At 64.8% G+C, this 12,505-nt stretch carries 11 protein-coding genes; 3 read left to right on the top strand and 8 right to left on the bottom strand.

Annotation, left to right across the window (positions count from 1 at the left end):
• Window position 1 precedes the first annotated feature (1 nt).
• From RIN79_RS01905 to RIN79_RS01880, 6 genes are all read right to left on the bottom strand, one after another.
• A complete protein-coding gene (locus RIN79_RS01905; protein WP_309082919.1) occupies window positions 2-1,015 on the bottom strand; it encodes an ABC transporter ATP-binding protein in 1,014 nt (337 codons plus the stop codon).
• On the bottom strand, window positions 1,012-1,989 hold the full coding sequence (locus tag RIN79_RS01900) for an ABC transporter permease (RefSeq protein ID WP_375165856.1): 978 nt from the start codon (window positions 1,987-1,989) through the stop codon (window positions 1,012-1,014). Before RIN79_RS01900 ends, RIN79_RS01905 begins: the two co-directional genes overlap by 4 nt.
• Window positions 1,990-1,996: 7 nt before the next feature.
• Entirely contained in the window at window positions 1,997-2,917 is a 921-nt protein-coding gene (locus tag RIN79_RS01895) for an ABC transporter permease (RefSeq protein ID WP_309082918.1), read from the bottom strand.
• A 35-nt stretch (window positions 2,918-2,952) separates the two neighbouring features.
• Window positions 2,953-4,437: an ABC transporter substrate-binding protein gene (locus RIN79_RS01890; protein WP_309082917.1), complete on the bottom strand. Its 1,485-nt coding sequence runs from the start codon at window positions 4,435-4,437 to the stop codon at window positions 2,953-2,955.
• A gap of 175 nt (window positions 4,438-4,612) precedes the next feature.
• A complete protein-coding gene (locus tag RIN79_RS01885; RefSeq protein WP_309082916.1) occupies window positions 4,613-5,992 on the bottom strand; it encodes an amidase in 1,380 nt (459 codons plus the stop codon).
• A 211-nt stretch (window positions 5,993-6,203) separates the two neighbouring features.
• Window positions 6,204-7,676 (bottom strand): ABC transporter substrate-binding protein, encoded by a 1,473-nt coding sequence (locus RIN79_RS01880; protein ID WP_375165855.1) that lies wholly within the window; start codon window positions 7,674-7,676, stop codon window positions 6,204-6,206.
• 248 nt (window positions 7,677-7,924) lie between these two features.
• Here RIN79_RS01880 and RIN79_RS01875 point away from each other — a divergent pair, with 248 nt between their 5' ends.
• Together RIN79_RS01875 and RIN79_RS01870 are read left to right on the top strand one after the other, a co-directional pair.
• On the top strand, window positions 7,925-8,662 hold the full coding sequence (locus RIN79_RS01875) for a TSUP family transporter (protein ID WP_375165861.1): 738 nt from the start codon (window positions 7,925-7,927) through the stop codon (window positions 8,660-8,662).
• A gap of 15 nt (window positions 8,663-8,677) precedes the next feature.
• On the top strand, window positions 8,678-9,442 hold the full coding sequence (locus RIN79_RS01870; protein ID WP_309082914.1) for an SDR family oxidoreductase: 765 nt from the start codon (window positions 8,678-8,680) through the stop codon (window positions 9,440-9,442).
• Window positions 9,443-9,445: 3 nt separating this feature from the next.
• Here the strand turns inward: RIN79_RS01870 and RIN79_RS01865 are convergent, their stop codons facing one another.
• Window positions 9,446-10,699, bottom strand: coding sequence for an FAD-binding oxidoreductase (locus tag RIN79_RS01865; protein ID WP_309082913.1), 1,254 nt, complete (start codon window positions 10,697-10,699; stop codon window positions 9,446-9,448).
• A gap of 204 nt (window positions 10,700-10,903) precedes the next feature.
• Here RIN79_RS01865 and RIN79_RS01860 point away from each other — a divergent pair, with 204 nt between their 5' ends.
• A complete protein-coding gene (locus RIN79_RS01860) occupies window positions 10,904-11,395 on the top strand; it encodes an Lrp/AsnC family transcriptional regulator (protein ID WP_309082912.1) in 492 nt (163 codons plus the stop codon).
• A gap of 2 nt (window positions 11,396-11,397) precedes the next feature.
• On the opposite strand, the gene RIN79_RS01855 is transcribed toward RIN79_RS01860, so the two are convergent.
• Window positions 11,398-12,501 carry a saccharopine dehydrogenase family protein gene (locus RIN79_RS01855; protein WP_309082911.1) on the bottom strand — a complete coding sequence of 368 codons (1,104 nt, stop codon included), beginning with the start codon at window positions 12,499-12,501 and terminating at the stop codon, window positions 11,398-11,400.
• Between the last annotated feature and the right edge of the window lie 4 nt (window positions 12,502-12,505).

Genomic DNA, 12,505 nt, shown 5'->3' with positions numbered 1-12,505 from the left:
TTTAGTCCGCCGTCCCGAGAAATGCGTTCTCCGGCAACGCCCTCTCCATGGCCCACCAGCAGGCGGCCTCCCCGCCGGCGATCACCGGTGCCATGGGCGGCATTTCCAGACAGCGATGGAAAGCTACCGGGCAGCGCGGGCGGAAAGGGCATCCCGGCGGAGGGTCGAGCAGGCTGGGCGGCGTTCCTTCGATCGAGGCAAGCCGTTCCTCCACCACGTCCAGGCTCGGCGTCGAGCGCAGCAGGCCCTGCGTGTAGGGATGGGCAGGATGCGTGAAGAGCGCATCGGCATCCGCGCTCTCGACGATGCGTCCCGCATACATCACCGCTACCCGGTGACAGAGGCCCGCGACCACGCCGAGATCATGGGTGATGAGGATCACGGCAAGACCAAGCTTCTGCTGGAGTTCGGCGATCAGTTCCAGGATCTGCGCCTGTATCGTGACGTCGAGCGCTGTGGTGGGCTCGTCGGCGATCAGGAGCTTCGGCTCGCAGGCGATCGCCATGGCAATCATGACGCGCTGGCGCATGCCCCCCGAGAGCTCGTGCGGATGCTGCCCAAGCCGGCGGGCCGGTGCGCTGATGCCCACCGCCGCGAGTAGTTCCTCCGCGCGTCCCCGGGCTTGCGCCCGCGTGAGGCCGAGATGGCGCTCCGTCACCTCGCATAGCTGTGTGCCGATGGTGAGCAGCGGGTTCAGCGAGGTCATGGGATCTTGGAAGACCATCGCCACTTCCTTGCCGCGTATGGAGCGGCCGTAGCGCTGGCCTTCGCGCCCGAGAAGGCTGCGGCCGCGCCAGCGCATATCGCCGCCGCAGATGCGGCCGGGCAGGTCGACCAGGCCCATGACCGCCTGGGCCGTAACGCTCTTGCCCGAGCCCGACTCGCCCACGATGCCGAGCGTCTCACCCTTGGCGATGGAAAAGGAGACATCGTTGAGCGCGTGGACTATCCCGGCGCGGGTTTCGAACTCCACGCGTAGCTGCTCGACTTCAAGGAGGGGCTCGGGCGTGCTCATTCGGCAGGAACCGTCGCTTGATCGCCACGCGCCCGCCGGCGCTTGGCGGCCTGCGCGCGGGCAAACCGCTTCTCCCGCTCCTGCGGGTCGGCGGTGATGCGCACCCAATTCGCGAACAGATTGACCGACAGGACGGTGGCGACGATGCTGAGGCCGGGGAAGGTGATCAGCCACCAGGCGATGAAGATGTAATCGCGCGCGGCGGCGACATCGAGGCCCCAGCTGGTGGCCGGCGGCTGCACCCCCAGACCCAGGAAGGAGATCGCTGCTTCGGCGAGCACGATGTTCGTGAATTCCAGGATAGCCACCGTGAGAATCGGCGAGAAGAGATTTGGCAGGATATGGCGGAAGATGACGCGCCCGGGCCGGCAGCCGATCACCTCCGCGGCTTCCACATAGGCCGTCTGGCGCACGGACATGACAATCCCGCGCACCTGCCTTGCATAAACCATCCAGTTGGTGACAGCCAGCACGACGATCATGGTCGTGATGCTCGGGCCGATGACGGAAACGATCAGCAGAATGAGCAGGATGCCAGGAAAGGACACCTGAATATCGACGAGGCGCATTACGAGGCTGTCGACGCGCCCGCCCGCGTAACCCGCCCATAGCCCGACAATGACGCCGAAAGTACCGGCCAGAAGAACCACGCTGAAGCCGATGAGAAGCGTGGCGCGGGAGCCCCAGATGACGCGCGAAAGCACGTCGCGACCGAGATGGTCCGTGCCGAGCGGGTGCGCCCAGCTTCCGCCGGCTAGCCACGCGGGCGGCTTCAGCCGCGCGATTAGGGATTGCGCGGCGGGATCATAGGGCGCGATCAGCGGCGCGAAGATCGCCATGGCGATGATGAGGAGGATCACCAGCAGGCCGATGGCGGCGGGCTTGTCGTGCCACAATTCGCGCAGGAAGCCGCCGGCAAGGCGCGTGCCGCCGGAGAGCGCCAATGGAAGGGATGAGGTGGAGGCGCTGGACACGGCAGTCTCAGTTGAGGTTGATGCGCGGGTCGATCATCTTGAAGGCGATGTCGAGCGCGATGTTGATCAGCACGATGAGAAACGCGATGGAAAAGACGATCGCCTGCATCAGGAACAGGTCTCCGCGCTGGATCGCCTGCATGGCGGTGAGGCCGAGCCCCGGCCAGGCGAAGACCGTCTCGACCACCACCGTATAGCCGGCCAGGATCGAGATCAGTTCCCAGCCGGTCAGCGTCAGGAACGAGATCAGGACATTGCGCAGGGCGTGTACGCCAAGGATGCGGCTGAGGCCCAGGCCCTTGGCGCGGGCGGCCTTGATATATTGCTGGTTCAATTCGTCGATCATCGAGGAGCGTACCAGCAGCGTCAGACGCGCAAGAGGCGTGAGACCCAGCGTCAGAGCGGGCAGGATAAGATGCGCCGGGGTTCCCATTCCGGACGTCGGCAGCAGCTTCAGCTGCACAGCGAAAATGACGATGAAGAGAAGGCCGACCCAGAACTGCGGCATGGAAAGGCCGATGAGGCCGAGGCTGACAGTCAGCCGATCCACGATACCGCCGGGCCGAAGCGCCGCGATGATGCCGAGCGGAATGGACGCCAGGATGGCGAACCCCAATCCGGCGACGATCAGAAGCAGCGTGTTGGGCAGACGCTCGAAGACGACCTCGATGGCCGGACGCCGCTGCCACAGGCTGTTGCCGAAGTCCAGCGCGACGAGGTCGCGCATGAAGCCGAGAAACTGCACGAGCAGCGGCCGGTCGAGCCCGATCTCATGAGCAAAGGCGGCGCGTTGTTCGGCCGTAGCCGTAAGCGGCAGCATCAGGCTCACCGGGTCGCCGAAGACGCGGGTGACGACGAAGACCGTCAGCGTCACGCCTAGGACGACCAGCAGACCTTGCCAGAGTCTGCGCAGGATGAATGAGCCCATGCGCCTTCTTTCGATCGGTTGCCTCGGGGACTGCCCTACTCGGCGACCGACATTTCCTTTACTATGAGCTTGCCGTCAACACGCGGCTGCCATTCCATCCGGGCGGACATGCCGTAGATGTCCTGATGGTTGAAGAGGGGCACGTCAAAGGCTTCTTCGTGGAGCTTGGCGGTGAGCTTGTCGTAGAGAGTGGAGCGTTCCTCAAGATCTGTCTCGGTGCGGGCGGCGCGAATCGTTTCCGCCAACTCCTTTTCGGAGTTCGAGGCGCCGCCGGCGCCCGCCTCATAGGCAAAGGACATCTCGCGGTCGGCGTCGAAGAGTTCATTGGAATTGAGCACGAAATAGGCGTCCGGGCGCACTTTCATGTCGAAGAGCCGGTCGAGATAGCGCGAGAACTCCTCGATCTGCACGTCCACCTTCAGTCCGATTTCGGTCCAGTAGCCGGCCACCGCCTCAATAACCTCGCGGTCCTTCAGCCACCTGCCGGATTCCCCGAGGAGCTCGATCGTGCTTCCTTCCGCGCCCGCTTCGGCCAGCAGCTGGCGCGCGCGATCCGGGTCATAGGGGTAGGCTTCGATGCTCTTGTTGAAACCGAACGCGTTCGGATGGATCAATTGGCCCTTGGCCACTTCCGCATAGCCGAGAAACAGGTTGTCGGCGATGGCCTTCCTGTCGATGGCAATGTTCAGCGCCTGGCGGACACGCGGATCGCGCGTCGCTTCGTTGTCCGTCGAGAGGATGATAGTCGACGTTTCGATGCCGCGCACTGCCGCGAACTTGGGGACGGTGGCCGTGAACTCGGGCGGGAGATTCACGATCACGTCGAACTCGCCCGCCATCAGGCCGGAAAGCCGCGTTCCGGGCTCGGTGACGAAACGGTAGGTCACCTGCTCGACGTCGGGCGCACCGTCGCGGTGGTCGGCATTTGCTTCCAGCGTGATGTCGGAACCCCGGTTCCAAGATACGAACTTGTACGGGCCCGTGCCGACCGGCTGGGCGGCAAGATCAGCTTCCTCCGCATGCTTCGGCGGCACAATCTTCATCCAGTACATACGCGAGGGCAGGATGGGATCAGGGCCGCTGGTGGTGATGCGCACCTTGTAGTCATCCACCTTCTCGGCACCCGCGATCGTACCTAGATAGGCCATCTGCTCTGAAGCGTTCTCCGGAGCAACGACTCGCTTGACGCTGTAGACCACGGCATCGGCGTTGAAGGGCTCGCCATTGTGGAAGGTGACGCCCTCGCGCAACGTGAACTCCCAGGTCAGATCATCGATCTGCTTGGGCATCTCAGCGGCAAGGCTCGGCACCAGCTCCCCGGTCGGCGTTCTGGCGAGCAGCGTTTCGTAGATATTGTCGTTGACCTGGCGCTCGCCGCCGTCGTCACGCAATTGCGGGTCCAGCGTGGAAGGCTCGGAACCGATGGCGATGGTGATCGACTGGGCAAGGACCGCCCCGGCCGTAAGGCTCCCCGCAGAAAAAACGGCGGCTGCAAGCACCCGTCTGAAGGTGTCGTTCATTCAAGTTCCCCTGTGCGGTATCGTTCTTTTCTTCCCGCTCTCCACCCGGCGGGATGGCGAGAGTGTTCCCTGCGGCGGTGGCTTGTCAACGCGGCAGGCTTGCCTCTCCGGGATAGGAGCCGACACAATCCCGCCGCGCCGGACGAAGTGTCGGGACGCAAGCTGCTGTGCATGCTCAAGCCGCCTCGAAAAACGAAACGGGGCGCGGCGACCAATCGGGCCGGGCTTGGAGAAAGCGCGCGGCGATGTCGAAAAGCCGCTCCTCTGCGCCCTTCAAGCCGATGAGTTGGACGCCGACGGGCAGCTTTGCCGAGGAGAGCCCGCAGGGAAAGGCAAGGGCGGGATGGCCGGTGAAGGCAGCGACCGCATTCGGGATGGGGTCCTTCATGAAATAGTATTTGTTGACTGCACGCAGCAGTGTTGCCGGCGTCAGCGCGCCCGGCGCTAGAATCGCGTCGACGGTCTCCAGCGCGCGCGAAAGATGCTCGGTGAGCAGGACGCGTGCGCGGCCGGCGGTTTCCATAGCCTTTTCGTCGATCGCGTCGCCGATCAGCACCCGGCCGCGGAACATCTCGCCGTAGCTGGAGAAGTCGCGCCTTACCTTCGCTGCGTGGACATCGGCGACTTCGCGCATCATGACCACCATGGCGGGCGCATGGAAAGTCTCCAGTTCCTCCAGATCGAGTTCAACGATCGTTGCTCCGCCGGAGCGGGCGACGGCGATGGCCTCCTGCCAGGCGGCGCCCATATCGGCGTCGAGCCGGTCGCCAATACCCCACGCATTGCGGGGAATGCCGAGATGCAGGCCGGAAAAGGAAGCTTCGGGCGGCAGCGGCTCTGGCATCGACTCACCGCGCATTGCGGCAAAGAGGATGCGGCAGTCGTCCACCGTCGCTGCGATCGGTCCGACATGGTCCATGGACAGCGAGAGCGGAGAGATGCCGTCAAGCGGCAGCGCGCCATGGGTGGGCTTGAGACCGACAACGCCGCAGAGCGTGGCAGGCAAACGGATCGAGCCTGCTGTGTCCGTCGCTACGGAGCCCAGGCACAGCCCCGCGGCGACCGTGACGCCGGAACCGCTTGACGAGCCGCCGGAGAAGAAATCCGTGTTCCACGGATTGCGCGCCGGCGGGCAGGGCAGGTCGAAGGAGGGGCCGCCAAAGGCTAGCTCGTGACAATTGGCCATTCCGAGGACGATGGCGCCCGCCCGTCTCAGCCGCCGCACGACCGTGGCGTCGGAGGACGCAATGCGGCCCTTGCGGGTAGCCGACGCGCCAGTGGCCGGCAGTCCTTCGACGTCGACAATGTCCTTCACCGATATGGGGATGCCGGCGAGGGCGCCCGGCTTGTCGCCCCTGGCGATGCGCGCGTCGAGCTCGCGCGCCGCCGCCATCGCCCGGTCGGCCGCGACATGGTTATAGCCACGGAGCTGCTCGTCGAAACGGGCGATGCGCTCGAGAAAATAGGCGGTGACCTCGGCCACGCTCAGCCGGCGCGAAGCGACCCATTCCGCCAATTGCCTGACGGAAAGCCCCTCCAGGCGGGAACTGCTCATCGCTCCCCTGCCTCGCGCCGCTGCAGCCGGTGCACGATATCGTCTAATTGTCTAGACAACCGCTCCAATATCGCCACGCCTTCGGCGAATTCCGCCGCCTCCCGCTCCGACATTTCGTGCGGCAAGTCGACCGGACGGAGGCGGGGCTCCCGTTCCTCAGCATCTTTCACGTTGTTTCCCCTATGCGCGGGTAATGCGGCGCGCGGTAGGATCACTCCGTGACCGACATCTCCTTCACCATGAGCTTGGCATCAACGCGCGGCTGCCACTCCATACGCTCGGACATGCCGTAGATGTCGTGCAGATTGAAGAGCGGCACCGTGTAGCTAAGATCGTGACCCTTCTTGAAGACGTCGTGATAGAGGCTCCTGCGCGCCTCGGTGTCGGTCGTCACGCGCGCCTTGTCGATCATCTCGGCCATCTCCGCGTCCGAATTGGAGGCAGCGGGCCCGTCCTTGTGGTAGATGAAGGAGGCCTCGCGGTCGGCATCCAGCAACTCGTTCGAATTGGCGATGAAGATCGCGTCAGGGCGCGGGCCATCGCCCATAAGCGTGTCGAGATACTGGGAAAACTCCTCGATATGGACTTCGGGAGCAAGCCCGATCTCGCGCCAATAGGCGGCCACCGCCTCGATCTGCTCGCGGTCCTTCAGCCAGCGGCCGGACTCGCCGTAGACGCCGATGGTCTTGCCCGTGGCACCGGCTTCTTCGATCAAAGCCTTGGCGCGCTCCGGATCGTAGGGGTAGGACTGGAGCTGGTCATTGTAGCCAAAGGCCCTGGGGTTGACGTGATGGCCCTTGGCGACGGTCGCATAACCGAGGAACAGGCTTTCGGCCATGGCTTCGCGGTCGATGGCGAGGTTCAATGCCTCGCGCACGCGCGGGTCCGACGTCACCTCGTTGTCGGTCCCCAGAACGAAGACCGAGGTCTCCAAACCGCTGACGGCAGCGAATTTGGGCACGGAGGCGGTGAACTCGGGTAGCAGATTGGTAATGACGTCGAACTCGCCCGCCATCAGGCCGGAAAGGCGCGTGCCGGGCTCGGTGACGAAGCGGTAGGTCACCTGGTCGATCTCGGGCGCGCCGTCCCAATGGTCCGGATTGGCTTCGAGGGTGAGGTCTGCGCCGCGGTTCCAGGAAACGAACCGGTACGGCCCCGTGCCGGCAGGCTGGGCGGCAAGGTCACCTTCCTCCGCATGTTTCGGCGCGACCATCTTCATCCAGTACATGCGCGAGGGCAGGATCGGATCGGGGCCGGTGGTGGTGATGCGCACCGTGTCGTCGTCCACTTTTTCGGCACCGGCGATCGTGCCGAAATAGGCCAACTGCTCGGAATTGTTCTTGGGGTCGATCACGCGCTTTACGCTGTAGACAACCGCATCGGCGTTGAACGGCTCGCCATTATGGAAGCTGACGCCCTGGCGCAGGTTGAACTCCCAGGTGAGATCGTCGACCTGCTTGGGCATCTCGGCGGCAAGGCTCGGCACCAACTCGCCCTCTGGCGTTCTGGCGAGCAGGGTCTCGTAGATATTGTCGTTGACCTGGCGTTCGCCGCCATCGTCGCGCAGCTGCGGATCCAGCGTCGAAGGCTCGGAGCCGATGGCGATGGTGATCGACTGCGCCAGCACCGTCTCAGCCGAGAGGCTGGCGGCAAGGACGGCGGCGGCAAGCATGTGTTTGAACATAGATAACCCCCTCTGCGGCTTATTCTTCTATGGCGGTGTCGTGGGCGACTGGCGACAGATTGTTTCTTAAGGTGCTGGGTTGTCAAACCTAAAGCGCCCCATAGGGACAAGAAAAGGCAACGAATTCACGCTTCCAAAGACGATTTGCCGGACAGGGCCGAGGGCGGAAAAGCGCGATTGCAAAAACGGCAGCCTGCCGGGTACCTATTTACCGCCGCTTCGGGAGAGCGGAGCTATGCGGGGTCGCAATTTTGGATTCTGTTCTATCGATCGAGTGGCCGCTCCTCGCCTTGGCCGTGGCCGCGCTCCTTACCGCAGGCGCGGTGCAGGGCTCGGCCGGGTTCGGCTTCAATATGCTGGCGGCCCCGATCCTTGCTGTCATCGACCCGGTCTTCGTGCCGGGCCCGATGCTGATCATCGCCGGCCTCGTGTGCATCGGCGGTGCGGTGCGGGAGGCCTCGTCCATCGATGTCAGAGGGCTCGGCTTCTCCCTGGCAGGGCGGGTCATTGCGGCGGTCCTGGCCGTGCTCTGTCTCGGGCTTTTGGACGAGGCGACGTTTTCCCTTGTGTTCGGGACGATCGTTCTCGTCGCCGTCCTCCTCTCGGTGCTTGGCCTCAGGATCGCCGCCACGCCTGGGACGCTCTTCGCAGCGGGGGCTGCATCCGGCTTCATGGGTACGCTAACTTCCATCGGGGCGCCGCCGATGGCAATCGCCTACCAGAATTCCGCCGGCCCGGTGATGCGCTCTACGCTCAACGCCTTCTTTGTCTTCGGCATGGTGATTTCGGTGACGGCCCTCTTCCTGAGCGGGAATGCGGAATGGGGCGATGTCGTGCTGGCGGCCATATTGGCGCCGTTCGCCTTTGTGGGCTTTCTCTTTTCCCGATGGGGGCGGGCCTTCGTGGACAAGGGGCGGGTGCGCGTGGTTGTGCTTGCCATATCGACCGCATCGGCGGTGATCCTGATCGCCCGCCATTTGCTGTAGAGGAGCAAGCCATCCATGCAACAGGGTATCGAGCGAGTGGTGGTGGTAACAGGCGCAGCGAGCGGAATCGGCGCAGCCATTGCGCGGCAACTGGCGGCGCCCGGCACGGCGCTGATGCTCCATACCCGCCTTAACGAGGCCGGGCTGAGCGCGCTGGCGCAGGAGTGCGCGGCAAAAGGAGCGGCGACCGCGACCTTTCTCGGTGATCTGGCCGATCCCGAGATTCCCGCCCGGCTGGTTGAGGCTGCGCGGCAGGGTTTCGGGCGCGTGGATCAGATCGTCAGCAATGCCGGTCAGGCGCAGCAGAATCGGTTCGGAACCCTCACCGACGAGGACCTGCAGAACGCCTTCGAGACCATGCCCTTTGCGTTCTTCCGACTTGTCGATGCGGCCTTGCCGGATCTGGAAAAATCGGATTGGGGGCGGGTGCTGGCCATCAGCTCCTTCGTCGCGCATCTGTTCGGCACCAACGGGCTTCATTTCCCCGCTTCCTCGGCCGCCAAGGCGGCGCTCGAGGCGCTGGCGAAGTCGCTTGCGGCGCAACTGGCACCGCTCGGCGTCACGGTGAACTGCATCGCGCCGGGCTTCACCCGCAAGGATGCAGCGGGCCACGCTGCCACATCGCGAAAGACAATGGAATCGGCTGCCGAGTTGACGCCCACGGGGCGCCTGGCCGAGCCCGCCGACATTGCGGCGGCGGCCGCCTTCCTGCTGGCGCGGGAGGCACGGCAGATCACCGGCCAGGTGGTGCATGTGGACGGCGGGCTGATGCTGGCCTGACGTTCAGGCGCCAAACCGCGCCGGCGAGAAGGGCCCGATCGGCAGGGCAGGGCGCTGGCCGGCTGCGAGCTGCGCCACGATCAGGCCGGTCACCGGCCCGGTGGAGAGGCCGATATGGCCATGGCCGAAGGCAAAGAGCACGCGGTCATGCCGGGGGGCGAAGCCGATCACCGGCAGCCCGTCCGGTGTGGAGGGGCGGCTGCCTACCCAGACCTTCTGATCCGGGGCCTCCTCCAGAGGCAGCGACTTTCGTGCGTCGGCAAGCACGGCGCGAAGCTGGGTCTCGTCAGGGGGGTCGTCGGGGGCGGCGAGTTCCACCCCGCTCAGGATCCGCACTAGCCCCTCCATGGGGGACATCACATAAGCGCCTTCCGCATCGTGAACCGGACGGTTGAGGACGGCGTTCCCTCGCGGACGCAGATGCAGGTGATAGCCGCGTTCGGCCGCGAGCGGGAAGCGATAGCCGAGCTTCGCGGCGAGCCGGCCCGATCGTGCGCCAGCGGCGATGACCGCCAATCCGGCCCGCACCGTTTCCGTGGCGGTCCTTACCGTCACGCCCTCATTGTGCTGTTGGATGGTCTCGGCAGTCCCATGGACGATCCTACCGCCGCGCGCGAGCAGATGGCGCGCATAGGCGTCGACGAGGGCTCCGGGGCTTTCGACGGAGCCGCTCTCGGGAAAAAGCAGGCCGGCTTCGAAGCGGGGGGCAAGATGCGGCTCCAGCTCGCGGACTTCAGGACCGCCGAGGAGCTCGGCATGCACGCCGTGCTCGTCGAGTATGGCACGCTCCAGCCGCGCGGCGGCAGGGGCATCCTTGCTCCGGTAGAGGCGGAGATACCCATTGCGCTTGATCATGTGGCCCGCCCCGACCTTTGCCGCAAGCGCCAGGTGGCGCTCATAGGCCAGACCGACCAGCGGGTCGAGCGCGGCCGCGGCTTTCCGCCACGCTGTCTCGTTGGCAGCACGCACGAAGGAAGCGACCCAGGCGGCATTGCTCGCTATCGATGCGAGGCGTATGCGCACGGCGATGTCGCGTCCGAGCAGATAGCGGGGGAGCTTGCGCAGCACGCCCGGTCCCGCGACGGGGAAGATCGACCCTCGGCTGATGACACCGGCATTGCCGAAGGATGCGCGCCCGGCCGGATCGCCTGAGTCGAGCACGGTCACGGATTTGCCGCGCTCCATAAGCTCGAGTGCGCAGCTCAGCCCGACTATCCCTGCGCCGATAACGGCAATGTCGGCGCTGTATTCGTCCATGTTTCGAGCCCGTCTCCCCACCTTAGTCCCGCTCTAGACAGGCCGCAGCTTCTCAGCAATGCGCTTTGCCAGCGCAAGACGAAATATTCGAGAGATCCGGAATTCCCGTGGGTTCACGCATGCAGTCTTGATAATTCCACGGAAACGTGCAGCCTGCTCCTGATCTGTCCCGCTGTCCCTGCGGACCAACGCGACCCTTGCTGCATGAACGAGATACGCGACAATATCGACCGGCAACTCATCGGGCTTCTTCTCGCCAATGGCCGGGAGTCGACCACCGCGCTTGCGAGGAAGCTGGGGATCGGCCGCACGACCGTCCATGAGCGGATGGCGAGGCTGGAGAAAAGCGGCGTGATCGCGGGGTATTCGGCGATCCTTTCGCAGGATCCGTTCCAGGAGGCGACCTTCGCCCTCGTCATGCTGGACATCGTGCAGAAGCGCCAGCGCGAGGTTCTCGAAGGACTGAAGGCTCTGCCGGAGGTGATGAGCTGCTTCACGATCAGCGGCGACTACGATCTGGCAATCGTCCTGCAGGCCCCGAGGGTGGAGGACATAGACGCCGTGCTGGACGAGATCCTCCACATAGCCGGCGTCGAGAGCTGCCGTTCCTGGATAGTCCTCGGAAAGCACTTCCAGCGGGGCGCTTCGGCCTTGGGAACGGCCGTGGCCGGTCGCCCGCAGTTTGCAGCCGAGTAGCATCAGGCGGCCGAACGAAGAGTCGCATCGCCCGTTGCATAGACGGTCCCGAAACGGTTCGAGAGGAACGGCTCGAGCTCGACATCCTCCTGGCGCAGGAAGCCCCTGTCCGGCAACAGCCCGCCCGCGACCATATCGAGGACGGCGCAGATAGCCGACGCGGTCGTCACCTGGATGGCGCTGCGGGTGACACTGCCGATATTGCGGGCGTAAATCCTGTTCGCATAGGTCTCCTGCATCAGTCGGCCGCTCTTCCGCCCGCTCACCGTCACGAAGATCACCACCACGTCCTGCATGGTCGAGGGCACGGCGTTCTCCAGGATGTCGCGCAGCACGTCGCGCCTGTGGCGGAGGCCCAGGTCGTTGAGGATCACCTTCATGATGGCCGCGTGGCCGGGATAGCGGATGGTGCGGTAGTTGAGGGTGCGCACCCGGCCGAGATAGGTCTCGCACAGCGTGCCGAGGCCGCCCGACGTGTTGAACGCCTCATAGGTGACGCCGTCGAGCGAAAACTCCTCGCGCTCCTCGAGGGGCGGCACCTCTACCAGTTCGCCGTCGAGGATGGCCTCGCAGGGCTGGCAGTACTCGTTGATCACCCCTTCCGTGCTCCAGGTCAGATTGTAGTTGAGGCCGTTCGAGGGATAGCGCGGCAGGGCGCCGACGCGCATGCGGATGCTGTCGATCTCATCGAACCGTTTCGCCAGGTCATTGGCCACGATCGAGACGAATCCGGGTGCGAGCCCGCATTGCGGCATGAACACCGCCCTGGAGCCCGCGGCGAGCGACTTCACCCTGCGCGTGCTGACGACGTCCTCCGTCAGGTCGAAATAGTTGATGGAGACGGCTGCGGCAGCCTCAGCAATCGGTATCGTAAGATGATAGGGGGCAGCGTTCACCACGGCAAAGCGACCATCGAGCAGCCTGGTCAGGGCGGTGCTGTCACGGACATCGGCGATGGCGGCTTCTACTGGCCGCGAAAGCTCCAGGCCCGCGAGACGCTCCCCAGACTGATCGACAAGGGTCACCGCATAGTCTCCGGTCGCGGCAAGCAGGTCGGCGATGGTCGAGCCGATCTTGCCGGCGCCCACGATGACAATGTCCTTCATGCAG

The sequence above is a fragment of the Chelativorans sp. genome, assembly GCF_031180965.1.
In the GTDB taxonomy this organism is placed as follows: domain Bacteria; phylum Pseudomonadota; class Alphaproteobacteria; order Rhizobiales; family Rhizobiaceae; genus Chelativorans.
Note: the sequence above shows the minus strand (reverse complement) of the source record. Positions and strands in the feature narration are given on the sequence as shown.